This window comes from Desulfobacterales bacterium, assembly GCA_029211065.1.
GTDB lineage: Bacteria > Desulfobacterota > Desulfobacteria > Desulfobacterales > JARGFK01 > JARGFK01.
This window is the reverse complement of the sequence record JARGFK010000035.1, coordinates 1-24921: the sequence shown is the minus strand read 5'-3', so window position 1 is coordinate 24921 and position 24921 is coordinate 1. Positions and strand designations below refer to the sequence as shown.

Here is a 24921-nt window from a genome sequence, read left to right as displayed (position 1 = left end):
TCTTTCGGGCGCAGATATCCGCTGTCGTCAAAGCCGGTGTGGGTATAAAAAACAACAGCTCCCGGCCGTCCGGCTGCCGGGAGCTGTTGTATTCGCTTTCAGGTATAATGTCCGCGTGCCTATCTTACAGCACACCCAATTCTTTTAACATCGGCTCCATGCGTTGTTTGCTCAGCAGGCGCTCATCATTTTTTTTCAATTCGATGTTGAGGGTCCCTTGGAAGTTGATTCCGATCAACTGCTCAAAGACTTTTTTAAAGTCTATCTTTCCGGCGCCCACCGGCAGGTGGTGGTCAAGGACCTTGTCATTGTCGCTGATATGGGTGCTGATAATTTTATCCGGGAACGCCTTGATAAAGGATTCCGGCCCCCCCGGCAGCAGGCTGGCATGGGCGACATCCAGGGTCAAACCGAAATACTTGGACGGCAAGGCCTCGAACATTTGCTGAAATTCTTCAACATACACACCCAGATAAACAATTTCGCAGTCTTTGTGAAGCTTGTTCATGTTCTCAATTCCGATGGGCAGTTTGTATTTCTCCGCCAGTTCCACCACCGGTGTATAGGTCGTCTTCAGGCAGCGGAAGACTTCATCCGGGAACAGGCTGAAATGGTAGCCGAAATGAAGGACGATATATTCGGCCTCCAGTTGCCGGGCCAGCTCCATATAGTCGATGAGATGCTGCTGAACCGCTTTGCGGACGGTCGGCTCAATTTCTCCTGAATTCACAAATGAAGCCGAATGCAGGCCGTAGCGCAGCCCATACTTGTCTCTCAGTTTCTTGATGCCGTCGATCCGTTGGGGCGTAAACTTATCCAGAAAGTTTTTGGGGTTGTTACAGCTCAGTTCCATCCAGGGGAATCCATTCTCATGGGCAAACGGAAAGTATTCCTCCAAAGGATCCGGTCCGGCATTGAAGCATAATTTCATCTTTTCCTCCTCCTTATATGTATAATTTTTAACTCATTATAATTACAATTTTTTTTAAAAATTGGTCAGACAAGTAAGACCAGTAAAACAACTAACCCGCCGGGAGTACGCTGTCAAGAAAAAAAACGAATCACCCGGGCCGTTTCGCTCACTTGGGCGCTTCCAGTTCAATCCCGTACTCGCTATCCTTAAGGATGCAGACACCATCCAGGAAGACTGATGGGTTCAGGAAAACGAAATCGATGTGAAAGGTACTTTTGCTTTTGCCGCCCAGGCTGATATTGTCACCGATGGCAAAGTGGGCGGTTCCTAATTTTTTGGAAACCTCCCGGGTGTTGGCCATTACTTTACAGGCCGGATTGGTCCCCAGGGCAAACTGAGAGGCGGCATTGTAGCCGGATTCATCGTGCTGCTTCAAGAGACGAATCAACTCCTGGGCTTGTTTTCCCCCTGTTACGTTGGTAATCCGCCCTTTGACAATTTCCATTCGTAAAGGCTCGGTAATAAGCCCAAGGGTGTCGGCAATATACGGAGAAACCACCACCCCTTCGGTCGTACCCTCTAACGGCGCCAGTGTGGATTCACCGTCCGGGAGACCTGAAAGCTCCCCGGGTTTTGTGATAAATCCGGTTTGGGCAATGGCCTGGCGGCCCCGGGCCTGCATGCTGATGTCGGTTCCCTCAGGCGTTGTCATCCGGATGACATCGGCTTCGCTCAGCCGCCGCGCCAGGGTCTCTGAGATCCGTTTAACCTGCTGATAGTCTGCCCGAATGCCGCCGCTCACCATCATGTCCTCGGTGACATTGCGCAGGTTGGCGATACGGACCCCTTGTTTGATGGCCGCACGGGTCGCAGCCGTATGGGTAAGGCTGAAAGTGGATTGGTTGATGACCACCTTCGCGGCCGCCATGGCAGCGGCTACCGGCGCCGGCGGTTCCTCTCCGCCGATGTCTTGGGGTTCCATGGTCACGATGGTTACCACAGCCCCCGCAGAGATGGCACTGTAAGCCAGCGCCTGGGTAATGGTGCGCGGCCGGTCCGTATCGGTAACGATTAGTACCGTCTCCCCCTTGCGAACCTGAAGCACCTGATTGATCATCATGTTGGCCCCATAGGCCATTCGGGTCATATCCATTGCACGAATCTCCTTTCTGAATAAGGGTTTATATAAGTTTAATCTTTCAATTAATGATATTAGTTTAAAAAACCATATTAACATTTACGAAACCGAGCGCTTACGTTTGTCCGGGGTATTCCAGGCCGCTATCATCCAGAAATTCACGATATTCAAAGTCCCATTTTTTCAGGTAGCTTTGGATGTCTGATATAAATCTCGTTGATACATAATAATTTTTCCCCGCCCCCTCCGGCCGTTTCCTGGAAAAAAGGATGTAATTTAAGTTCAGCCGCTTACAGATCCTTTTGGCGCCTCCGAAACGGGAAGCCACCTGCCTTTCTGAAATTTCAAACTTTTCGATTTGATCAAGCGTAAGATAACAACCCATTTCATCTTTCTGCCCGGGGCCGGCGTTTAAAAGTATCAGATGGGCTAAATATATCGTCTCCCATGACATTTTTCGAAACGCCTTATTGTTTTTTTGGGGATCGTCGGTTTTATCCTGCCCGGTCGGTTTTAATGCAGCCGGCAAGTTGTTTGCCGTCAGTTGAAGATCAATGCCCCTCTTTTCACAAAACTCCGCCAGTTCCTCCGGTGTTCCATTAATCGATATTCTGATCCGCATAAGCCCTCCCGGCAGCAGAAATTTAAGAGTTTAACATATATTAGAATGTCACATATCATCATAGTCTTAATTGTCAATAAAAAATGTTAAGGGATTGAAGGTCGGGGAATTTTTCAAGCGTTGTCCTGTCAGCCCGGAGACAGCCCCCGTGGGATCCATAACCATCTTATCGAGGCATTACCGCACGGCAGCGGTCCCGCTCAAGTTCCATTGAACCAGCCCCAAAAGGCTGATTCCCACGGCGACGATGATCGTCTCTGCCTGTTGCCGCTCAGCGCAAAGGCTGGGGGGCGTGTTCGGAGCACAGTAACCTTTGGTTACGGCTCCCACGGGGTCTGTCTCCGGGCTGACCGTCGACAAATGCTGAAGTGACAAGGGCTCTCCCCACGGGCGTTTGTAACGAAACTCCCCGACCCCTGATCTATATAAATCACAATAAGTTCAAATCGGCCGCCAGAGGGCCGTGTCTCTACGGGAGTGATTACAGCCGGCGGCAACAATTGTTTGACAAACTGAAAATCTGGTATAGATTGAACCTGTTTTTTTTGCTACATATATGTGATTGCTGTTGGTCTTTACCGCTTTTCTTCAAAAAAAGGCCATGAGAATAACCCAAACGGTCCTGAATATCGTTATGACGCCTGTTCTGCTTTGGAAAACGCCGGCCCGCCGGTATTTTTGGCGCTGCTGCGGCGTGGGCCTGATCGTTCTGTTGTGGCTGATCGCCTGCGCCCCCAAACCGGTGAAGCCCCCGCCGGTACCGACCCCGGTTCCGACGCCGAGCCCCGCGCCGATCGCCCCGGCCCGGCCGCCCGCGGCGCCGCCGAAGGAAACCGGAAACGCGTTATTTAAACAGGCCGAAACTCTTTTTAACGAAAAATGGTATCCCAATGCCCTGGATGCCTATAATGAATACCTTTCCAAATTTCCGTCCGGGCCTTTCGCGGACAAAGCCCTGATGCGGTCGGCCGGCATCTATATGGCGATGGAATCATATGAGAAGGCCCGTTTGGCCTATCTGCGCCTGCTAAACGAGTACCCCCAAAGCCCGCTTGCGGCCGCCGCCGGCATTGAACTGATATTTGCCTATTACCATGAAGGCAAATACCAGGAAGCTATCGACCAGGCCGCCGGCGTTAAAGCGGAAACCCTGACGCCGAAACTGGCGGCCGAAATCAGTCAACTGGTGGGCAACTCCTACATGGCCATAAAGGTTCCGGTTGAAGCAATCAGTTTCTACACCCTGGCTTACCACTTTTCGGAACCTCCGGAAAGGGAGCGACTCTTACCGATTATCAAGACTGCCATCCAGCAGCTGGACACCCCCGCAATTCTGAGCCTGCTTGGCCGCCTTGACGGCAAACTGCCGGCCGACTATCTCATGTATCAGTTGGGGCTAAACAAGATCGCGGAGCAAAATTTCGACGCTGCCATCGCCGTATTTTCGGCATTTATCGACAATTTTCCGAACCATGAATACAACGCCCAGGCCAAAACACAGCTGGAAGAACTGATTAAGAACTATGAGTTTAACCGCCACACCATCGGCTGTTTGCTGCCCCTCAGCGGTCCCTACAAGCTTTATGGCCAGCGGGCGCTTTCCGCCATTCAGTTTGCCTTGATCCAACATACCCGGCAAACCCAAAATAAAGATATCCGCCTGGTCATCAAAGACACCATGTCTGATCCGGACGCGACCGTAGCGGCCGTACGCGAGCTTGCCGGGGAAAATGTTGCGGCGATTGTCGGCCCGCTTACGATCATCGAACCGGCAGCCCTGGAAGCTCAGGACAAGGGGATTCCCATCATCACCCTGACCCAGAAAGATTATATCCCCGATATCGGGGATTTTGTATTCAGGAACTTTTTCACCCCTAGGATGCAGGTCCAGGCCCTGGTCTCTTTTGCCGTCCAGGAGTTGAACATAAGCCGTTTTGCAATCCTTTATCCCGATGAACCTTACGGCAATACCTTTATGAATTTATTCTGGGACGAAGTCATCGCCCACAAGGGCACTGTGATGGGTGTTGAAACCTACCGACCGACCCAGACCGATTTTGCCGATCCCATAAAAAAACTCGTCGGCCGCTACTATAAAGTTCCCGATGATCTGGAAAAACAAATCGATCTTATAGCGGAAAAGTTCATTCGATCCGATGTCCCTGAAAACCCGGAAGAGTCTTTGCGCAGAAAGCGTACGACCGAGGAGGAGCGTCCGGCCATTGTCGATTTTGAAGCGGTCTTTATTCCGGATTCACCTAAAAAGGCCGGCCTCGTTATCCCGCAGCTGGCGTTTTATGATGTCACCAACGTGTATCTGATGGGCACCAACCTTTGGAATTCAAACGAATTGATTCAGATGGCCCGTGAGTATATGCAACGCGCCATTATACCGGCCGGCTTCTTCGCAGACAGTGAATCTGAAAAGGTTCGTTCGTTCGTAAAGGGTTTCCGGGAAATCTTTGGCGAAACACCGGGTTTTATTGAAGCGATTTCCTATGACACGGCCTCGATTCTTTTTGACTTGACGGGCCGGAAGAATATTCTTTCCAGAACCGCCCTGAGAAACGCACTCGTTGAACTGAAGGATTACCCCGGCGTCACCGGCCTGACATCGTTTGAACCCAATGGGGATGTGCGCAAAAAACTCGACCTTATACGCGTCCGGGGCAGCCAGTTTATTGAGTTGAAGCGGCGCCGGCCAAACCCGGACCAACCCTGATCAGGGTCAACACCCCACAGGTTTTCAAAAAGATGCAGCTTGCCTATTTTGCATATCATTTTTGCAGCAACATTCTTTTTCTGTTTTTCCTACCCCTCTATATCCTCTATGCCATCATCACCGGCCGGTTCGGTCAAAAAACGCGGCAGCGTTTAGGATTATACCCACCGTCGGTATCCGCCGGGATTAGGGGAACCCCGCGGATTTGGATGCATGCCGTATCTGTGGGCGAGGTCGGCGCCGCCGCCGCCATTATTGAAGCCCTCATTGCCACAATGCCCGATTGCGCCATCGTACTTTCCACAACCACAACTTCCGGACAGAATTTTGCACGCGAAAAACTGCCTGCAAATGTAACCCGTATCTATGCCCCATTCGATTTCGTCCCCTCGGTTCGCAGCGCCCTGTCGGCCATCCGGCCGGACATACTGGTGCTTTTGGAAACCGAAATCTGGCCGAACTGGCTTGCAGAATCCCGCCGCCGGGGGGTTCATACGGCCCTGGTCAACGGCCGGATTTCCGTCCGTTCCATCCGTCGCTACTTAAAAATCAGGCCGCTGATGCAAACGGTTTTGGCGCATATTGAAATGTTCAGCATGATCAGCCCGGCGGACGCGCAAAGGATTCAATCCATCGGCGCTGCCCGGGATAACGTTATTACGTCCGGCAATGCCAAATACGACTGCCTGCTGCTGCAGGTGGACGACGATCAAAGACTGAAATTAGCGGGACGATTTAACCTAACGGGAAATGAACCGGTCTTTGTGGCAGGCAGCACGCGCGGCAGCGAGCAGCAGATTGTTCTGGATGTTTACGAGAAAATCCGCCGGAATTTCCCGGACGCCCTTTTAATTATTGCCCCCCGCCACATTGAGCGCGCCCGCGAAGTTGCAGCGCTGGCCGGCGAAAAAGGATTCAACTGCCAGTACCGTACCGATCTGGACAAACCGGGCAGCACCCGGACCGCACCGGTGCTCGTTCTGGACACCATCGGAGAACTGCAGTCCCTCTACAGCATTGCCACCGTAGTTTTTTGCGGGGGAAGCCTGGTGCCCCTGGGGGGACAGAATATTCTGGAAGCGGCTGTCTGGGGAAAGCCGGTTCTGTACGGCCCGTCCATGGAAGATTTTCAGGACGCCAAAGACCTGCTGGACAAAACCGGCGGCGGCATCCTGGTGGCGGACGGGCCGGACCTTGCGGAAAAGATCGACCACCTTTTCAGACACCCCGGGGAAGCTCAACGGGTCGGTGGGTTGGCCCGACAGGCGGTCCTGTTTCATAAAGGAGCCGCACGCAAACATGCGGACTGCATCTGCCGTCTGCTTGCCCGGCGCTGAACGCTTCGAGACGTTAACTGCTCTTGCCGTAAGCTTCGTCTTTTCACCCTTAAAAAACTTATTAGTAAATGCAGGCGTCTAAAATGGAAAGCACGTCTGACAGCAACTCATCAGTGCCGTGTTCAATACGTTTAGCGCGGCGGGCACGGAAATCGACAGATTTTACTTGCTCAACCATGATGAAGCCCGTCAGCTTACTGTCTTCCGGGATAGGTACGTGAAAGGGAAAATTGCGCGCTGTGTTTGTGACCGGGCACACCATGGCCAAACCTGTGCTTTGGTTAAACAAGTCCTTGCTGACAACAAAAGCTGGGCGTCGCCCCTTTTGCTCATGACCGGATTGCGGATCAAATGTGATTGCAATGATGTCCCCTTGTTTGGGGATATAAGCGGCCATCTACCAAGCCTCCTTGCCCACCGGCTTTCCCCAGTCAATTTCTCCGGTTTGGTAGTTTTCAGGAATACGTGCCACTATATCCTTAAGATTGTGACGCCCGCGTATCCTTTTTGCAGGCGTGACGATCATAATGCCGTCTTTTACGCTGATATCCACCTCATCGCCGACGTCGAGTTGCACATTTTCGAGTAGCTTTTTAGCAAGCCGAAGCCCCTGGCTATTTCCCCATTTTTGAATTTTTGCAAGCATGTGGCCACCTCCTAATGTATAGCCGAAGTATAGCCAATGGGTGTATAGCGGTCAAGAACAATTTTCAAACCAGCATCAGGCATCATCGGAGGCTGACGGGCCGGACCTTGCGGAAAAGATCGACTACCTTTTCAGACACCCCGGCCCGGGGAAGCTCAACGGGTCGGTGGGTTGGCCCGACAGGCGGTCCTGTTTCACAAAGGGGCCGCCCGCAAACATGCGGACGCCATCCGCGGCCTGCTGGCTTAACGCTGAAACTCCCTCCTGATTTCCAAGGCAAGAAGGACACCTTTTGGAAAAACCATTAACCGTTTTTTTCCATTCATAAAACATAGGATTATTGTACTTTCCTTCTGATATTTCTGAGCAGATAACTATAACTGTCATTATTTCAAAGCACTAATAGCCGCTATTCAATACGGAAAGCTGGGTTGACGCCGTTATGAACCTGGAAAACCAATAAATCTAACGCACAACCACACTTTTCTTGCGCTCCACCAAAGCGAAAGGTTAACTCTGACCATTGGAAAAAGAAAAATTGGCGAGCGCGTTAGTCGGTGAGTGAACTGTCGTTCCGGTCTCCCCTATTTCAATGTCAAGGCATAAAACCAGAATAACTACGGCTGCAACAAATTTACCTTTGGGCGAATTGTATGGTGGCGTTAGGAGGCTGGGTGCGCGTATCTGCAATTGCATGGTCTGTAGAACATTATTGACACGATCCATGACAGAGTTGGCACCGAACGAAAAATCGATTTTGTGTGCTGCTCTATTCCGAATATGCCGGATATCATCTAATGACTTGCGAGCGTCTTCGGAAATCAGATTCAAGCGGCGTGCGATTTCAACTCGCGACGCAAAGGACTCCAGCGGTCTTGATGGACCAAGAAGTTTGTCCTCTTTCTCGCCGCGCGGAGGAAGCAAATATTTTTGTAACAGAGTCTTAACTCGATCATCTAAGACCGCTCCCGCAAGGATAACGCACGCACGGTCATTCCCGGAAAGATCCTCCATAAGATCGTTAAGCCATTTGCCACTGATTGTATATGTATTCATATAGGGTTAACTATTATTATTTGAACACTGCTTGCCATTATCCGCATTTTGTTGTCACTTGCAAAACCGAGGAATAAAAGCCGGAGTATTCAGTTTGACATGACAAACAGCCACATTGTTAATCTAAGATTCTAAAAGCTGACTGATAACTTTTGCTAAGGATGCCAAATCAAAAGGTTTGCCTATTATTGAATTAAACAAATCTCTCTCTATATTTTTATCTACAAAAAATCCTGTGATCGCTATGATGGGTATGTCAGGCTTGGTCGAATTTCTAATGGATCTGGCTAATTCAATGCCATCCATTATGGGCATTTTTATATCAGTAATTACCAATTTAAAATTGTGTGAGTTGTTAAAATATTCAAGCCCTTCTTGCCCATTGGATGCAATCGTAACTTTATACCCATAGTACTCCAAGGCATCTTTTAATACATCTCTAACGGATTTATCATCATCAACAACAAGAAGGTGATCCATATTTTTAAACAATCCTCAAAACACATTTTTGAAGCAAATAATCAAACATTATGTGGTACTATCAAGCGAAATTCATTTATGAAAAACATTACACCTATTGAAATATTAAAGTCAAACAATGGAAACGCTTATTTAAAAATATTTCGGAGCGCACTCCTTGCCAGAAAATATAAAAGTGCGTTTCAGCGGAAATATTTAAGCATAGTTCAGACAATCCTCAAAATAGCGGTGTCTGGAAATGGAGTAATGCTGTATGCTTCGATGTTGCGCAAGGGGGCTTAATGCCAGCTTCTGCAAGCCAATTCAGATGAATCATCCTCATCTCCTGCGCATGTCTCTATACTAAAGTTCTTTAATAGCCTCTAAAAGTTCATTCAGCATAATAGGTTTGGTGAATCCCTTTATGGCCCCCAGAGTTTGAGCTATATCTAATTCAGTTTCAATGCCCATCATCGTATTTTTACCGGTTATTGCAAAAATTTTTGTCCCAGGAAATTCCTGCATCATTTCAAGAATGAAAGCATGCCCATCTTTTTCAGGCATAAATATATCTGTGATAATCAAGCCAGCAGGGTTTTCACGGAATAGGGTCATACCTTCATTGCCATCAGATGCAATCATGACCTTATATCCAAATTTTTCCAAAGCTCTTTTTAATAATTTGCAAATAGGTTCCTCATCATCAACAACAAGTATATTTTTTATTAGTTTCTTTTTAAGGGGTTCTTCAAGAACCTCTTTCTCTACTACCTGTGTTCCTTTAAGATCATGATTTTTAGTCATTTGCTTTTCCTAATTTCTATGCTCTTTCACTGGAACCAGGTGAGAACCGATTATCTCGGTCCGGTGTTGAGGATAAATGTTATTATTTATGGTATGGATTATTCAGCATAAATGCTGAAAATATCAAGTGGGAACTGAGAAAAGACCCGGTTAAAGGTTAATTTGGATTATAGCTCCTTAATTATTCAATCGTTCTTCAACGGCCCCTGGCCGGTGGCGTCCAGGACGCTCAGCCACAACTTTTCCTTGGGATTGATCTGCTTGCGCTTGCCGGCGCACTCATTCATTGAAAGATGCACGAAATGGTTGTTCCAGCGCCCGATCAGGAGCTTGGTCTTGCCGGCCATCCCGGCGTGGACGGCATCGCGCCCCAGAAAATTGCAGAAAACACGGTCATTGGCATTTGCCGGCAGACTCCGGATCATGTAGCTTGGATCGATATACTTGATGGAAACATCGATCTTTCTGGATGTAAAATAGGACGCAATCGCATCCTTCAGATACAGCCCGATATCATTCAGGCGGATGTTGCCGGATTCGTCCCGCGCACGGTTTTTGTCCTCAAAAAACTTCTGACCGGCGCCCTCGGCCACCACAATCACGGCATGGCACCGCAAGCGCAGTCGTTCTTCTATTGAAGCGAACAGACCCTTGGGCCCTTCCAGGTCAAAATCAACTTCCGGGATCAGGACGAAGTTGACGTCCTGCTGAGCCAGCGCAGCGGTTGTCGCTATAAATCCGGAATGACGGCCCATCAGCTTGATGAGTCCGATGCCGTTGGGATACCCTTCGGCCTCGGCATGGGCGCCCCGGATCGCCCGGGTGGCGACATCCACGGCCGTATCAAAACCAAAGGAACGCGAGACCAGGTGGATATCATTGTCAATGGTTTTGGGGATGCCGACAACGCTGATTTTCAATTTTCTGCTAAAAATAGCATCGGCGATTTTATTGGCGGCCATCATGGTGCCGTCGCCGCCGATCACAAACAGGATGCCGATGTTCATGCGCTCCAGGCTGTCGATGATGCCTTCTATGTCCTGCGGCCCCCGGGATGAACCCAGGATGGTCCCGCCCATCTCATGGATGCTGGCAACCGCAGACGGATCAAGCTCCAATACTTCATGCCCGTAAGACGGAATAAACCCCTGCAGTCCGTACTTGATGCCGTAGACATGCCGCACCCCGTAGCCGAAATAAAGCTCCAGAACAACAGAGCGGACAATGTCGTTCAGGCCGGGGCAAAGCCCGCCGCAGGTAACCAGCGCGCAGCGCAGCTTGCTGGAATCGAAATAGACTTTCCGGCGGGGGCCGGCCAACTCAAAGGAAGGCAGCGTTGCTCCGTCTGTGAGCATTTGCTGCAGGTTGCCGACATTGACATCGATGCTGATCCTGTCGGTATCCTCCACAAAATACCGTTCAGCCGAACCGCGCTCTTCCCGCTGCAGCGGCGACGGAATCTTGGCTTCGCCCAGGACCGGAATGGCGGTTTCAATGGTACGATAATCCATGGCACACCTTTTACCTTCAGGTTAACGGCAGGTCTTAATAGCGCGAATGGCCAAACCGGACGACGGTCTTCAGCAGGCAGCGCTCAACCCGTTAAATTTAAACGCACCTTTTCCCAGAATGTCATGCAGATGCAGGATGCCCGCCACCTTTCCCTCCCCATCCGTTATGGGTAGTATGGTAATCTGGTATTTTTCCATTATGTTCAAGGCATCATAAGCGGGTGAATCCGGGCCAAGGGTTCTGGGATTCTTTGTCATCACCGCATCCAGCGGCAGGCTGAAAATATCTTTGCGGGTCACGATCGCACGCCGCAAGTCGCCATCTGTAATAATCCCGGTCAGGGTTTGGTTTTTATCAACAATCAGGACCGCACCCAATTCCAGCCGGTTCATTTCACCAATGGCGGCCGTCATGGCGGCCGATTCAAAAACCAGGGGGATCGCGTTTCCCGTGAGCATAATATCCGCCACACTGTTGGAAAGCCGCTGGCCGAGATTCCCGCCCGGATGGATTTTTCTAAAATCACTGGATTTGAAATGTCGCATATTAATAAGCACGACGGCCAGGGCATCCCCCATGGCAAGCTGGGCCGTGGTGCTGGCGGTGGGGGCCAGACCCATGGGGCAAGCTTCGCGAGCCACGTGCGTGTCAATGACGATATCGCTCAATTTTGCAAGGCTTGACGCTTTGTTGCCGGTAAACGTGATCACCTTGCATCCGATATTGCGGATACTGGGGACCAGGATATTGATCTCATCGGTTTCGCCGCTGTTGGACAAGGCCAGGAAGATGTCATCCCGGCTGACGATGCCCAGATCGCCGTGCATGGCTTCAACCGGATGCAAAAACAAAGACCGGGTCCCGGTGCTGTTCAGGGTCGCCACGATCTTGCGGCCGACAATGCCGGACTTGCCGATGCCGGCAACGATCACTCTGCCGGTGGAATGATAAATCAAGTCGACCATCTCGGCGAAATCACTCCCGATGCGGTCTGCTAATTTCAGGATCCCCTCGGCTTCAATTTTCAGGACTTCAATGGCTTCATCTATAATCATGAATCAGATTTTTTCCCGTTAAATAATCACTGAGACTGTTGTTTAGAGACATAAATGCCGCTTTTTGGTCTAAAAATCAAGAGCTCTTTTGGAAACAGCGCTGATTCCACTCTTAATCACCCCTGGGCTGCATGGTAAATCCGCACTTTACATCCGGACCAGGCCCAAATCTTTACATGATTTTTCTATAGGGATTTTTACATTCAAACGAAATAATTTAAACCTGAAAAGCCGGCTGCCTTTAGCGTTGCTTTGGTATCATAGAAAAGTCTTGCGGTTACAGCCACTTTAGATTATTCCTCAAGGCAAATATTCATGATGCAGACCGCAAACCGGAGGTTTGCCTATATTTAAAAGGGCACAAATATGACCAGTTCTCCCATCTTCACCTTATCGGTGCTTGCCGTTATCCTGGCGGCTAATTTTGTTTATATGTTTCGTGTGATGAAATGGTATCCGATCAGAAAGGCCTTTCCGCTGAATGAGGCAGATTCTAAATATGAAAATATTCTCCTGAATTACGGAAAAGCGAACATTTGCGGACATTATGCCAGAAATAAAGTTATTTCCGGGATAATGAAAGCCGGGGTGGTTATTAAAAAGCCTTTTCCGTTCTCTTACCTGATGCCGCCTATTTTTATCCCCTGGGGTGAGATCGAACATGTTTCCATCGTAACCAACCTTGAAGGAAAGTCGGACTCGAAAACGACAAAACTATTTTCATCATCAGAATACGCAAAAATCGAATTGAAAAGACATAAGGAATATTTAATCATTATCCCCTGGCAAGGAATGTATTTTGACAATTTGCCTAAAGGCATGCACCCCCGGGCCTAAAAACGACAGTATACCGCTTTCCATAATAAAGTTCCGATACAATGAATTGCGGTATAAGCGGTTGTAGAAAAAAAACGTTGGGGGTAACGGAACGTTTTTTTGACAACCGCTATAACGATCCTGGTTTAAGGAAAACCTGTGGAAAACAGTATTTTTAGAATGCACCCTTTTCGCGTAATACAATACATCGTGGTATGGTATTGCATATGCCACCTGATCATCGTCATCCTGCTGAAAACAACAACCTTGGTTTGGGGATGGATCAAGGCCGCCCGGAAAAAGAGAGCGGCTTCTGTAAAATCGTGATAAGCATTGCAAAAAAATTAGTTGACAAGTCTGAATATACTAATTATATTTCGTCAGTTTTTTCCCAGACTATTGAAGCCGGGATTTATTGCCTGGCTTTTTATTTTCCAGAAAATGAAAAAGGGGGGTGATTCCAATGAATTGTGCAACGGTAAAACAAGGTAAGGAATGTCCTTTTATGACGTCCAAAGGGTGTTCATTCAATGGCGGAATTTGCCATGAAGTAGTGGATCAATGCAATGGTTGCAACCGCAATATCCAGTTTAATTCCGCCTGGTATTGTATGGCGTGTCCGGATCCGACTATCAAATGGAAATCCGGCCGGTGCAACCTGGCTTCTCATGTTGTTTCAACTGCAGCGCCGACAACCCAGAAGAAAGTCAATCCGATCAAGGCTTCCAAACGCGGAAACAAATAGAAAAATATAACCGCAATCCGACGGTAAACCCCGCCCCTAAAAGGGACGGGGTTTTTTTGTCCACGCGACGACATTTATCTGTTTTTTCAGCATCTTTTCCCTTGACATTTTTTTCCTCACAGCGGTAAACACAGTTTTACATCAGGCGCAGTATTAGTGATAAGCTATTCGTAATATTTACCGTTAAGGTTTTATAAGACATTAAGATTACAGACACCTAATCATAGGAGGGTTGAGATTGATGGATCCCATTGCATTGGAACTTAACCATATCATTGAAACGGGCAATCCCCATATCATGGAAATGCTCTCCCCGATCGGCAAGACCCTTTTTTTTCCGAAAGGAATTTTAAGCCAGAGTGCCGAAGCCAAGGAGAAGGCCCATCGCATCAATGCCACCATCGGAATCGCCACCGAAGGCGGCGGCACCATGTTTCTTCCCTCGGTCATGGACACCATCTGCGGTCTGCCGCCGGAAACATCCGTAAACTATGCCCCTTCTTTCGGCATTCCCGCCCTGAGAAAAGCCTGGCTGGAGGCCATGGTTGCCAAAAATCCTTCGTTGAAGGGGAAAACGGTCAGCCTGCCCGTGGTTGCCAACGGCATCACCCATTCCCTTAGCGTGTTTGCGGATCTGTTTATCGACAAAGATGATGTCATCATCCTCCCGGACATGATCTGGGGAAATTATAATCTGATTTTTAAACTCAGAAGGGGCGCCCGCGTCAGCCAGCATACCCTCTTTTCCGAAAACGGCGGCTTTAACCTAAAGGCCTTTGAGGAAACGGTCCGGGCCGAAGCCCAACGAAACAGCAAAATTACCGTCCTGATGAACTTTCCCCAAAACCCCTCGGGCTATTCCATCACGGCAGCCGAAGGCGACCGCATTGTCGAAATCCTCACCGCAATCGCCCGGGAAGGCACCAACGTCCTTGCCGTAGCGGATGATGCCTATTTCGGCCTTTTTTATGAAGCCGATACGTTAAAGGAATCCCTTTTCGCACGCCTGTGCGACCGGCACCCGCGGCTGCTTGCGGTAAAACTCGACGGCGCCACCAAGGAAAGTTTTGTCTGGGGGTTGCGGGTCGGATTCATCACTTACGGCAGCAAAATCGAAAAGAATCCGGAATTGGTTTACGAGGCCCTTGCCAAAAAAACCGGCGGCTGCATCCGCAGCAATATATCCAATGCCGCCCTCCTGAGCCAGTCGATTGTCCTAAAGTCCATGCAGGATCCCCGTTATGCGCGTGAAAAGGAAGAAAAATTCAATGTCCTGCAGCGCCGGGCCAAACGGGTCAAGGAAGTGCTGGCCGATCCGAAATACCGGACCGCCTGGGATGTTTATCCCTTTAATTCCGGCTATTTCATGTGTATTCGCCTAAAAGATGTGGACGCTGAAACCCTGCGGCTGCATCTGCTGGACAAATACGGCGTCGGCCTCATCGCCCTGGGCAAAAACAATCTCAGGGTGGCGTTTTCATCTATGGAAGAAAAACAGATCCCGGAATTGTTTGACCTGGTCCTCAAGGGGTTAGAAGATTTGAAGACGCCGGGGAAATGATGTCCGTCATTGCCACGTCTCTTAAAAAAGCGTTCAGCAGCTTGGCCGAAAAACTCCTGTCATTTGACATCGCCCATGCCGGCAAGTGGACGATTTACTTTATCCTGATCGGCGTGATTGCCGGACTGGGTTCAATTGTTTTTCATTATCTCTGCGAACTGGGGGTTCACTACTTTCTGGATTTAATGGCCGGCTACCGGCCGCCGAACCCGGCCGGAGAACATCGGCTGCTGACCCCTACCCAAACGCCGTTCAACCGCTGGATCCTGCTTTTTCTCCCGGCCCTGGGGGGCTTGGTGAGCGGCTGGCTGGTATACACCTACGCACCCGAAGCCGAAGGCCACGGCACCGACGCCGCCATTGATGCTTATCACCGCAAAGGCGGATTCATCCGCGGCCGCGTCCCCATCATCAAAACCATTGCCTCGGCCATTACCCTGACAACCGGCGGTTCCGGCGGCCGCGAAGGACCCATCGCCCAGATCGGCGCCGGGTTCGGTTCCTTTCTGGCGACCAAACTCAAATTGTCAAACCGCGAACGCAGAATCATGGTGGCGGCCGGCATCAGCGCCGGAGTCGGCAGCATTTTCCGGGCGCCCCTGGCCGGCGCCCTGTTTGCCGCTGAAGTGCTGTACCGGGACCCCGACTTTGAATCCGAAGTCATTATCCCTGCGGGCATCTCCTCGGTGGTGGCCTACTGCATTTTCTGCCTGGTATTCGGCTGGGGATCTCTCTTTGAAACCCCCTACTTTCATTTTCGCAATCCTCTGGCGTTGGGACCTTACCTGGTTCTATCCCTGGTGCTGGTGGCCACCGGCGTATTTTACATCAAGTCTTTTTACGGCATCACCCGCCTGTTCAAGTCTTTAAAACTGCCGAATCACATCAAACCCGCCCTTGGCGGACTCTGCACCGGCATCATCGGATTCTTTCTGCCGCAAACACTGGCATTCGGCTACGGCTTTGCCCAGATGGCACTGAAAAACGAACTCACCATTTCTTTTCTGCTGCTGTTGGCCATCGGCAAAATTCTCACCACCTCCTTTTCCATCGGCTCCGGTGGAAGCGGCGGCGTATTCGGCCCGTCGGTGGTAATCGGCGGGGCCATGGGGGGTGTCATCGGAAAAATTTTCAATCTGATCATGCCCACGGTGGTCACTGAACCCGGGGCCTTTGTGGTGGTGGGAATGGCGGGTTTTTTTACGGCGGTCTCCAACACGCCGATCTCAACCATCATCTTTGTCAGCGAGATGACCAACTCGTATCACCTGCTGCTGCCCAGCCTGCTGGTCTGTTCTGTTTCCTATCTGGCCGCCCGCAGATGGACCATTTACGAAAAACAGGTCAAAAGCAAAGTGGACTCCCCTGCCCATGCAGGCGATTTTTTCGTGGATATTCTCCAGGCCATCCGGGTACATGACCTCATACCCCTGGTTAAAAAGGTGGACCTGATTCCGCGCAACATGCCCTTTCTGGAGTTTAAAAAGTATTTTTCCGAAACGACCCAGCATTATTTCCCGGTGATGGACAGCAGCGGAAAACTCATCGGCATCTTCTCCGTCAACGACGTGCGCGGTGTTCTTTTTTCACAGGAAATCGAACACCTCGTTGTCATGGAGGATATCGCCACCAAGAATATCATCGTCACCACCCCATCGGACGACTTGAACTCGGTCCTGCAAAAGTTTACAACCCGAAATATCGACAGCCTGCCGGTGGTAAAAGAAGACGACCCCGGGCATCTGATCGGCATGCTGAACCGCCGAGAAGTCATTTCCTTTTACAATCAGCGCATCGCTGAAATGAAACAGCAGGCAGCAAATGACCAATAGGCAGCTCTTGTCACAGCAGTCGCCTTTAAATGGACCTGCGCAATTGATATCTATGGGGTGACGGTATGACCCTTTCGGAAAAAATCAGTCGAAATCCGGAGCGGATTCTGGCCTTCTTTGAATCCTTCCGGAATTCCCTGGTTCGGATCGGCATCGTGGTTCTGGCTTTTTCGATCTGCGGCTACTATGTCAGCGAACCGATCCTGAAATATGTCCAGCGAATCACCGGCGTAAAGCTGGTGGCCTTCGGCATTCCGGAATCGTTTTTCGCGCTTCTGCTCCTGGCCCTGGGCGTCGGCATTTTTGTCAGCATACCGTACTTTCTCTATGCGGTGCTGGCCGGGTTGCCGCCGCTTTTCCCTTCTTTTACCCGCAAAATGATGATCGGCTTCTGGCTGTCATCCATCGTGCTTTTCTACATAGGAGCGCTCTTTTGCCTGACCATCTCGCTTCCCTACGGTGCGCAGTTTTTGCTCAGTTATGAAAACGCCCATATCGAAGCACTGATATCCGTCAAAAAGTTCGTTTCATTTTGCCTGCTGTTCATATTCGGCTTCGGCATCATTTTTGAATTGCCCCTAGCGATGGTGCTGCTGGGTAAAATCGGCATCGTTAACGTACAAACCCTGGCCGCCCACCGGCGCTATGCCATTCTGGCTGTTGCGATCATCGCCGCCCTGCTGACCCCGACCCCCGATGTCTTTAACATGTCTTTAATGGGTATCCCGCTCTACCTGCTTTTTGAAATCGGACTCATCGGAATGCGCTTGGGAAAAAAATGAGGGATGTAGGGGTTAAAGCGAACGACCATGGGTTTTTAATACTTGACTTCCATTAAGAACAACCCCTGGGGCGGAGCGGTGGCGCCGGCCTGGTTTCGATCGGTGGAAAACAGAATCCCCTTGAAATCCTCCGGCGTTAGTTTCCCCAAACCCACCTGCACCAGGGTGCCCACCAGATTGCGCACCATATACCGCAAAAACCCATCGGCCTCGATTTCAAAAACATGTTGGTCGGGTTTCGGCATCTGCCATTCGGCCCGTATAACCTGCCGAATGGTACTGGACCTGGGACTGCCGGCGCCCTCAAACGCTTTAAAATCGTGACTGCCGACGATATAACCCGCGGCGGCGCGCATGGTCTCTACGTCTATGTTTCTGCGAATAAACCAGCAATACTGACGGCCCACAGCCACCGGAATAACCCGGTTCAATATACGGTACTGATAGATCTTGCTTTTGACGCTATAGCGGGCATGAAAGGATTCGTCCACCTGGTGGCAGTACCGGACAACCACATCCTCCGACAGCAGGCTGTTGAGCCCCCGTTCAAATATCGGTGCCGTCAGCTCGGTTTCACACAGAAAGTTTGCCACCTGTCCCCGGGCATGGACGCCGGCATCGGTGCGGCCCGAACCGATCAGGGTAACCGTCTCGCCGGTCATGGTCGCAATCGCTGCCTCAATCACTCCCTGAACCGTCCGGTCGTTCTTTTGACGCTGCCAGCCGTAAAATCCGCTGCCATCGTACTCGATTGTCAGTTTAAAATTTTTCCGCATGGCTTCGATTGATCCCCATCTTCATATCAATAACGCGACTGTCAGCGAAACAAACGACAAGATCGTTGAAAGTACAATGGCGGCCGAAGCCAGTTCCGTATCACTGTGGAGCTGGGCGGAAAGCACATACAGGGCGGTAGAAGTCGGCAGAGCGAAATATACCATCCCCACCCGGAACGACAGGTCCGTAACGCCAAAAAGCTTCATAAAAAAATAACCGACCCCCGGCAGGACCAGCAGTTTGAAAAGCGCAGCCGTCAGGGACAACTTAAAGTTACCCTGCAGACTTTTCAAATTCAGAACGCCGCCGATGGAAAGCAGTGCCAGGGGCAGGGTCACCATGGAAGTCAGATTGAAGGTGTTATTCAGAAAAACCGGAAAGGACAACCCGGCCTGGGAAAACGCGATCCCGGCAAAACAGGCCAGAATCAGGGGATTTGATACCAGCGCTTTCAGAGTGAACCGGACCCGTTGGCGTTTTGTAAACTGCCCGGCCGAAAACCAGATCAGGGTGGACACCGCCATCAGGTTAATGATGGGAATGAGAAACCCGATTAAAACCCCGAAGCGACGGACCCCCTCTTCTCCCAGAGCGTTCATCACAATGGCCATGCCGATATAGGTGTTGAATCGATAGCAGCTCTGGGAAAATGAACCGGCCTGAAAAGGCGTCACTTTAAAGTTTATAAAAGCGGTGCTCAAAATATATACACCCAGGACGGCGCAGATGGCCGCCGCACAGAATTTCCAGTCGATCGCAGACGTTGCGGCGGCGCCCCCGATTTTCCAGAACAGCATCATCGGGAAAAAAATAAAATAAATAAGTTTGTCCGAAGTCTTCAGGAAGGCGTCATTGGTCAGGCTGAAGTGCTTCAGCAGCACACCCAGTGCGATGAGGGCGAAAACAGGAAAGAGACTTTGTAAAACCATCAGGCATTACCTGGCGTTTGCACGCTGTGGCGGTATTATATCCGGTCAACGGGTATATTGCCAAGTTTTTGTTCAAACCCGTCATCCATCTCATCCAGAAACATTTCCAGGGGATAAAAAGCGCTGCAGGACCGGCAGCGTAACAGCACCTGCCGTCACGTCCTTAGAATAACAAGATCCCCCTTACAGGACGGGCATGTCGCAATCGTTTCTTTCATCTTTTGAATAACGTGCAGCAGCCCGCTATTTTCAGAAATGGGCCGGCAGCAAAAAACTGTTTAGAGGAAATTAACCCGATCGTTTCCACAATACTTAATTTAAAACAAGCACGGCTGTCAAATGAAGTTTACGGTTTTGGATCTTTGGAAGCATCGAGGTCTCCGGGATGCCATGATGCCGTTGACTTTAACTGCTGATTCTGTCAAATGGTAGATTCACCACTGACAAAGGACAACAAACATTTGACGAATTGCATGCTGACGCGATCAAGTTATTATTTGAAAATCTACAAAACCATTTAAAGGATAAACGATGGCTATCCAACCTGTCTGCCGCGGATTTAAAGCTGCCGGCGTCGTCGCCGGCCTTAAAAAAAACGGAAAGCCCGACCTGGCCCTGATTTTTTCGGAAGTTCCGGCAACCGTTGCCGGCGTATTTACCCGAAACAAGGTCCAGGCCGCGCCGGTTCGCTACGACCGGCAGCGCATTCAATCCGGCCGCTGTCAGGCCGTTATCGTCAACAGCGGCAACGCCAACTGCTGCACCGGCCAAAAAGGCATGGCGCATGCCGCCAGAATGGCGCAGGTCACGGCCGCCCAGCTCGGCATCGCCGAAGACCTGGTGCTGGTGGCATCCACCGGCGTTATCGGCGAACCCCTGCCCATTGAAAAAATAGACGCAGCCGCGCCGGAACTGGTAAAATCCCTGCAACCGGACGGTGTTTTCAAGCTTGCCGAAGCTATCATGACCACAGACACCGTTCCCAAAATCGTCTTTAAAGAAGGCCGCATCCGCGACAAACCTTTCACCATTTTGGGGGTTGCCAAGGGGGCCGGCATGATCCACCCCGATATGGCCACCATGCTGTCCTTCATCTGCACCGACGTTGAAATTTCCGCCGAAATGCTACAAGAGGCCTTGAACAGCGCCGTCCGGCATACGTTTAACCGCATCACCATCGACGGCGACACCAGCACCAACGACACCGCCCTGGTCCTGGCCAACGGCCTGTCCGGGGTGCGGATATCTGATTCGGAAGCACTTCAACATTTTCAGCCCCTGCTGAATGACGCTTGTCTAGAGCTGGCCAAAATGCTGGTAAAAGACGGCGAAGGCGCCACTAAACTTGTGGAAATCCGGGTCAAAGGTGCGCGCAGCGCACTGGATGCCCATCGCATCGCCAATACCATCGCCGGCTCGAATCTGGTTAAAACCGCCTTTTTCGGGGAAGACGCCAACTGGGGGAGAATTCTGGGCGCAGCCGGCCGCGCCGATGTTCCCATAGATCCCGACAGGATCGATGTGTTTTTCAACGACGTCCAGATGGTCAAAGCCGGCATGGGCTGCGGCAAATCTGTTGAAGCTGAAGCCACCCGGGTTCTCAAGACCCCGGAATTTACCGTCACAATCGATCTGCATCTCGGGAGCGAATCCGATTCTGTCTATACCTGCGACTTTTCACTCGACTATGTGCGGATTAATGCGGATTATCGATCCTGAATCGTTCCGAGTAAATATTCGATCATAGGGGTACTTTACATGGTTTGATTTTCAGCCACTTGTGTAAATTACAAATGTCAAATTCCAAATAACAAACAAATTCCAATGACAAAAATTCGAAGATTTAAACAACGTTTCGTCCTTAAAGGTTTTGGTCATTGAACATTGATATTTGAGATTTTTTTGTAATTTGGAATTTGTATTTTTAAAAAAATCCAAGGCAAACCCGGTATACTCTGACCCGGCCCTAAGGAACATGTTTTCTAAGCTGGGATAATATTATGGAATTGATGCGCCTCCAAAAATTTCTTTCCACTGCCGGATTCAGCTCCCGCCGCAAGGCCGAGACTTTTATCCTGGAAGGCCGCGTCAGTGTAAACGGCGTCGTGATTACGGCACTGGGCAGTAAGATCGACCCCCAATCGGACCGCGTGGCGGTGGACGGCAAACCGGTTACGATTGAGCAGCCCCTGATCTACATTGCCATCAACAAACCCAAGGGGGTCGTCGCCAGTTGCGAGCAGAAAAACGACCGCATCGTTTTAGACCTGATCGATATCCCCGAGCGGGTTTATCCGGTGGGGCGGCTGGACAAGGATTCCTGCGGACTCCTGCTCCTGACCAATGACGGCCGCCTGCACCACCGGCTGTCTCACCCCTCCTTTGACCATGAAAAAGAATACGAGGTCGCCGTGGCCGACCCCATACCGGACGGCGCGCTGAAACATATGGAGAAGGGCCTGCCCATGATGGGAACCAAAACCCGGCCGGCCCGGATCAAGCGGCTTTCCCCACGGCGGTTTCGCATGGTGTTGCAGGAAGGCAAAAACCGCCAGATCCGCCGCATGCTCAGGAAGGTGGGACACCAGGTAACGGACCTCAAACGCATCCGCGTGGCCAACATCCGGCTGGGCAATCTGGCCGAAGGCGCCTGGCGCTATCTCAGTGAGCGGGAAAAAGAAGAGCTGCTTCAAAACCTATAGCTTACCTTACCATAACGTTGCAATGTTGGGGTTTAGAGCCATTCAACCATTACCTTTTCCCCAAATCGCTTAAACTCGGGATCGCCGGTGATCACCTTTGCCTTCTTTCTGATTCCCAGCGCTGCGGCAAAACAATCCGCATATGCCACGGAATGCGTACTCTTCAGACCGGCTGCTTCCATCGTGATTTCCATATCCGCATTTACGATAGTGACCGGCAATTGCTCCATCATAAAAACGGCCTCGTCCGCTTTTTCCCGCCCACGCTCCCGATAGGTATTGTAGTAAATTTCACCGAGGTTTATTACGGACATATAAAGCTTTGTCTTTCCGGCATGTGCTGCTTTCAACACCTTTCTGACTTGTTCTCCGCCGGCTTCATCCTCAAAATGAGCGATCAGTGCGTAGCTGTCGAGAACGTAAGCGCTATCCACGTTTCGCCTCCTCTCCCCGGTCCCTCAGAAGCGCTTTAACCAGAGAAGTTTTCCCTTTCAGCATGCCTCGTGATGCCTCGATGGGGTCGTCGGGAATCGGCTTTATCAGGATCACGTTCCCTTCCCCTTCTGATATGGCTACTCTGGTTCCCTTTTTGATGTTGTGCTTTTTTCTAAGGGCTGCAGGGATTATAACATGTCCCTTTTCAGTAGTCTTCGCTATGATCATGGTATACCTCCTGACATTTTGTAATAAAATATTAATAAACGGTATACCATTTGTCAATCATATCCTTCCCTGACGCCGAAAACCACTTGATAAATTCCGGGACGAGCAATATTGTAAGATCCTAAAGTGTTCGTTGTGGCCCTTCTGTCATATTATTTAATTATTTAATTATTTAAGAATGTCCCGGTTGTCCCGAATGGACCAGGGGCAGCGCCGGATGTTTTGGCGCCCACGCCTTGAACCTGATGGGTGACTGATGCGGGTCAATGACCACGCGAATCATTGTTTGATGTGGCGGGTGCGGATCGAAAAAGAAACAGGGTTGTTGTAAATGAGTCATAAATGTTGTCAAAGGGAAAACGGCCATATTTTTCCTTCAGGAGAGGTGTTTTTTGTTTGACACGCCCTTTAATGGGAGACCCCAACGCCTTTCTTGCGCCAGCTGAATTAGCCTTGTTATGTGGTTGCCTTCCAATTGGGATCGGAATAAATATTATATTTCTTTGGGTAGAGATTGAGTTGCACCCACGCTAAAAATGCCTGAACAAAATTTTTATCTCTTCCCGCGAGGATTACATAGTTGGCCAATGCTTTCAGAATTGCCGCTAAAGCGCACTCCTCTGCATCAATGTCGATGTAACCATCCTCACCCTCATCCATATGCTTGAGGTCGTTAATGAATAGCGTGTCATTTATTGCTCTGCCATACAATTCCAGAGTTCCTACCGGTTCACCTTTGGCATTTTCCTCTTTCATCAGAAATTTAGTGAAATTCTTTTTATCGTGATTTGATACTAAACGGCAAAGAATCACATCCGCTGCACCGGCCAAAGAGATGGGGCCGGAGCGTAAGCGGAGCCGCCTGCGGCGGCGAGGACCGCAGGATCGATCATCCCGCGGCCGTTCGCGCCGACTGCATGGCTTTATAGCTACCGCCCCTCGCGTTTCATATTATGTTGCCAAAACCCCATGCCGGTGAGCGCCGCCGCAGGCGGCGCGAACGCTCTGCATCACAGGCGCGAGTTTACGAGCGTCCTTGTGAATGTAGATTTTATAAGAAAAAGTAAATTTTTCAAGGCATTAAAGCTATTCAATTTGTAAAATTGTTATTTGACATCATCAGCGAGAATGTGTAAATTACATACAGTCCAGGAGGTTAATGATGATCAATTATACCGCAAAGTATACGAAAATTAAATCCGGATATATGGGCCAGCTTGTCGAATGGCCGGAAGTTGTCACTGAAGGTAAGGACCTCGAAGAGTGCCGCGAAATGTTAAGAGATGCTCTCAATGAAATGATCCTCACATACAGCCAGCTCAAAAAGGAAGTTCCTTTAGGAAATGCGCTGATAGAGCAGCTTCCGGTTGAGGTCGAAAATGTCTGTCAAGCGACGTGACTTAATCCGCTACTTGGAAAAGAACGGCTTTTACCTTTTGAGGGAAGGCGGTAATCATGCCATATACACGAATGATACCAAGGTAATCCCTGTCAAAAGACATAAACAATTCGATCGAATAACAGCTAATGAAATCTGCAAGCAGGCTGGTTTAGAACCAAAATTTTAACCTCCCAATACCGCCATCCTATAAAATCTAAATTTTCTATCCTTATAACGTGTTTCTCAGCGGCGAGGGAATCGAGTTTGCTGAAGAAAATGGTTGGCTGCACTGTTAGTCTTCATCAACGATTTTCTCAAACGCCTTCCAACTGCCGAATACTAGCGCATAAAATCTGCTATCAAGCAAAAAGTTTCTATCTATTTCGATTTTCGGTAGTGTATAATCTTTTGTGTAAATTTTAAAATGGTATAAAAAAGGGCGCTTTTCCTTTAAAAGGGTTTTTGGCAA

Annotated in this window: 29 protein-coding genes; 12 read left to right on the top strand and 17 right to left on the bottom strand. The window is 49.9% G+C overall.

The annotated features are described in order from the left end of the window. Positions 1-124 precede the first annotated feature (124 nt). The 4 genes from P1P89_09780 to P1P89_09765 form a co-directional block, all read right to left on the bottom strand. Positions 125-931, bottom strand: a complete 807-nt coding sequence (locus tag P1P89_09780; protein MDF1591790.1) for a sugar phosphate isomerase/epimerase — start codon at positions 929-931, stop codon at positions 125-127. Positions 932-1079: 148 nt separating this feature from the next. Further along, a complete protein-coding gene (locus tag P1P89_09775; protein ID MDF1591789.1) occupies positions 1080-2066 on the bottom strand; it encodes an aminopeptidase in 987 nt (328 codons plus the stop codon). Positions 2067-2166: 100 nt separating this feature from the next. Continuing rightward, positions 2167-2673 carry a hypothetical protein gene (locus tag P1P89_09770; protein ID MDF1591788.1) on the bottom strand — a complete coding sequence of 169 codons (507 nt, stop codon included), beginning with the start codon at positions 2671-2673 and terminating at the stop codon, positions 2167-2169. A gap of 177 nt (positions 2674-2850) precedes the next feature. Beyond that, positions 2851-3048, bottom strand: a complete 198-nt coding sequence (locus tag P1P89_09765; GenBank protein MDF1591787.1) for a hypothetical protein — start codon at positions 3046-3048, stop codon at positions 2851-2853. Between the two features lie 226 nt (positions 3049-3274). On the opposite strand from P1P89_09765, the gene P1P89_09760 reads away from it, so the two are divergent. Both P1P89_09760 and P1P89_09755 read left to right on the top strand, forming a co-directional pair. Next, positions 3275-5395: an ABC transporter substrate-binding protein gene (locus P1P89_09760; protein ID MDF1591786.1), complete on the top strand. Its 2121-nt coding sequence runs from the start codon at positions 3275-3277 to the stop codon at positions 5393-5395. 32 nt (positions 5396-5427) lie between these two features. Then, the gene (locus P1P89_09755; protein MDF1591785.1) at positions 5428-6732 is read left to right on the top strand and encodes a 3-deoxy-D-manno-octulosonic acid transferase; all 1305 of its coding nucleotides are present in this window, start codon (positions 5428-5430) and stop codon (positions 6730-6732) included. A gap of 61 nt (positions 6733-6793) precedes the next feature. On the opposite strand, the gene P1P89_09750 is transcribed toward P1P89_09755, so the two are convergent. The 7 genes from P1P89_09750 to P1P89_09720 all read right to left on the bottom strand — a co-directional run bounded on the left by P1P89_09750 (position 6794) and on the right by P1P89_09720 (position 12264). Continuing rightward, positions 6794-7129 (bottom strand): type II toxin-antitoxin system PemK/MazF family toxin, encoded by a 336-nt coding sequence (locus tag P1P89_09750; GenBank protein ID MDF1591784.1) that lies wholly within the window; start codon positions 7127-7129, stop codon positions 6794-6796. Beyond that, positions 7130-7378 carry an AbrB/MazE/SpoVT family DNA-binding domain-containing protein gene (locus tag P1P89_09745; GenBank protein ID MDF1591783.1) on the bottom strand — a complete coding sequence of 83 codons (249 nt, stop codon included), beginning with the start codon at positions 7376-7378 and terminating at the stop codon, positions 7130-7132. It abuts the gene before it with no gap. Between the two features lie 510 nt (positions 7379-7888). Beyond that, a complete protein-coding gene (locus tag P1P89_09740; GenBank protein ID MDF1591782.1) occupies positions 7889-8434 on the bottom strand; it encodes a DUF4145 domain-containing protein in 546 nt (181 codons plus the stop codon). Between the two features lie 123 nt (positions 8435-8557). After that, positions 8558-8914: a response regulator gene (locus tag P1P89_09735; GenBank protein MDF1591781.1), complete on the bottom strand. Its 357-nt coding sequence runs from the start codon at positions 8912-8914 to the stop codon at positions 8558-8560. 342 nt (positions 8915-9256) lie between these two features. Next, positions 9257-9697, bottom strand: coding sequence for a response regulator (locus P1P89_09730; GenBank protein ID MDF1591780.1), 441 nt, complete (start codon positions 9695-9697; stop codon positions 9257-9259). 185 nt (positions 9698-9882) lie between these two features. Further along, a complete protein-coding gene (locus P1P89_09725) occupies positions 9883-11208 on the bottom strand; it encodes an ATP-dependent 6-phosphofructokinase (protein ID MDF1591779.1) in 1326 nt (441 codons plus the stop codon). Between the two features lie 69 nt (positions 11209-11277). Next, the gene (locus P1P89_09720; protein ID MDF1591778.1) at positions 11278-12264 is read right to left on the bottom strand and encodes a KpsF/GutQ family sugar-phosphate isomerase; all 987 of its coding nucleotides are present in this window, start codon (positions 12262-12264) and stop codon (positions 11278-11280) included. Positions 12265-12630: 366 nt separating this feature from the next. Here P1P89_09720 and P1P89_09715 point away from each other — a divergent pair, with 366 nt between their 5' ends. The 6 genes from P1P89_09715 (at position 12631) to P1P89_09690 (ending at position 18000) form a co-directional block, all read left to right on the top strand. Continuing rightward, on the top strand, positions 12631-13101 hold the full coding sequence (locus P1P89_09715; protein ID MDF1591777.1) for a hypothetical protein: 471 nt from the start codon (positions 12631-12633) through the stop codon (positions 13099-13101). Between the two features lie 206 nt (positions 13102-13307). Then, on the top strand, positions 13308-13538 hold the full coding sequence (locus P1P89_09710) for a hypothetical protein (GenBank protein MDF1591776.1): 231 nt from the start codon (positions 13308-13310) through the stop codon (positions 13536-13538). Between the two features lie 5 nt (positions 13539-13543). After that, complete coding sequence (locus P1P89_09705; protein ID MDF1591775.1) at positions 13544-13825, top strand: PxxKW family cysteine-rich protein; 282 nt, start codon at positions 13544-13546, stop codon at positions 13823-13825. A gap of 241 nt (positions 13826-14066) precedes the next feature. Next, positions 14067-15386, top strand: a complete 1320-nt coding sequence (locus P1P89_09700) for an aminotransferase class I/II-fold pyridoxal phosphate-dependent enzyme (GenBank protein MDF1591774.1) — start codon at positions 14067-14069, stop codon at positions 15384-15386. Next, positions 15383-17218 (top strand): chloride channel protein, encoded by a 1836-nt coding sequence (locus P1P89_09695; protein MDF1591773.1) that lies wholly within the window; start codon positions 15383-15385, stop codon positions 17216-17218. The genes P1P89_09700 and P1P89_09695 overlap by 4 nt, the downstream gene beginning before the upstream one ends. 65 nt (positions 17219-17283) lie before the next feature. Next, positions 17284-18000, top strand: coding sequence for a twin-arginine translocase subunit TatC (locus P1P89_09690; GenBank protein ID MDF1591772.1), 717 nt, complete (start codon positions 17284-17286; stop codon positions 17998-18000). A 35-nt stretch (positions 18001-18035) separates the two neighbouring features. Here P1P89_09690 and truA read toward each other — a convergent pair whose 3' ends face one another. Genes truA through P1P89_09675 form a run of 3 tightly spaced genes read right to left on the bottom strand, consistent with a single transcriptional unit; the run spans position 18036 to position 19855 of the window. After that, on the bottom strand, positions 18036-18776 hold the full coding sequence (truA, locus tag P1P89_09685; protein MDF1591771.1) for a tRNA pseudouridine(38-40) synthase TruA: 741 nt from the start codon (positions 18774-18776) through the stop codon (positions 18036-18038). A gap of 21 nt (positions 18777-18797) precedes the next feature. Next, positions 18798-19706 carry an AEC family transporter gene (locus P1P89_09680; GenBank protein MDF1591770.1) on the bottom strand — a complete coding sequence of 303 codons (909 nt, stop codon included), beginning with the start codon at positions 19704-19706 and terminating at the stop codon, positions 18798-18800. Positions 19707-19741: 35 nt separating this feature from the next. Then, a complete protein-coding gene (locus tag P1P89_09675) occupies positions 19742-19855 on the bottom strand; it encodes a dual CXXC motif small (seleno)protein (protein MDF1591769.1) in 114 nt (37 codons plus the stop codon). Positions 19856-20237: 382 nt separating this feature from the next. On the opposite strand from P1P89_09675, the gene argJ reads away from it, so the two are divergent. Together argJ and P1P89_09665 are read left to right on the top strand one after the other, a co-directional pair. Beyond that, a complete protein-coding gene (gene argJ / locus P1P89_09670) occupies positions 20238-21425 on the top strand; it encodes a bifunctional glutamate N-acetyltransferase/amino-acid acetyltransferase ArgJ (protein ID MDF1591768.1) in 1188 nt (395 codons plus the stop codon). Positions 21426-21706: 281 nt separating this feature from the next. Further along, positions 21707-22408: a pseudouridine synthase gene (locus P1P89_09665; GenBank protein ID MDF1591767.1), complete on the top strand. Its 702-nt coding sequence runs from the start codon at positions 21707-21709 to the stop codon at positions 22406-22408. Between the two features lie 32 nt (positions 22409-22440). Here the strand turns inward: P1P89_09665 and P1P89_09660 are convergent, their stop codons facing one another. The 3 genes from P1P89_09660 to P1P89_09650 all read right to left on the bottom strand — a co-directional run bounded on the left by P1P89_09660 (position 22441) and on the right by P1P89_09650 (position 23902). Beyond that, positions 22441-22842, bottom strand: coding sequence for a type II toxin-antitoxin system VapC family toxin (locus P1P89_09660; protein ID MDF1591766.1), 402 nt, complete (start codon positions 22840-22842; stop codon positions 22441-22443). Beyond that, on the bottom strand, positions 22835-23071 hold the full coding sequence (locus P1P89_09655; GenBank protein ID MDF1591765.1) for an AbrB/MazE/SpoVT family DNA-binding domain-containing protein: 237 nt from the start codon (positions 23069-23071) through the stop codon (positions 22835-22837). The genes P1P89_09660 and P1P89_09655 overlap by 8 nt, the downstream gene beginning before the upstream one ends. 456 nt (positions 23072-23527) lie before the next feature. After that, positions 23528-23902 carry a hypothetical protein gene (locus P1P89_09650; protein ID MDF1591764.1) on the bottom strand — a complete coding sequence of 125 codons (375 nt, stop codon included), beginning with the start codon at positions 23900-23902 and terminating at the stop codon, positions 23528-23530. Between the two features lie 328 nt (positions 23903-24230). Between P1P89_09650 and P1P89_09645 the strand changes: the two genes are divergently transcribed. Both P1P89_09645 and P1P89_09640 read left to right on the top strand, forming a co-directional pair. Further along, on the top strand, positions 24231-24470 hold the full coding sequence (locus P1P89_09645; protein MDF1591763.1) for a type II toxin-antitoxin system HicB family antitoxin: 240 nt from the start codon (positions 24231-24233) through the stop codon (positions 24468-24470). Further along, positions 24451-24639 (top strand): type II toxin-antitoxin system HicA family toxin, encoded by a 189-nt coding sequence (locus P1P89_09640; GenBank protein MDF1591762.1) that lies wholly within the window; start codon positions 24451-24453, stop codon positions 24637-24639. Before P1P89_09645 ends, P1P89_09640 begins: the two co-directional genes overlap by 20 nt. Positions 24640-24921 lie beyond the last annotated feature (282 nt).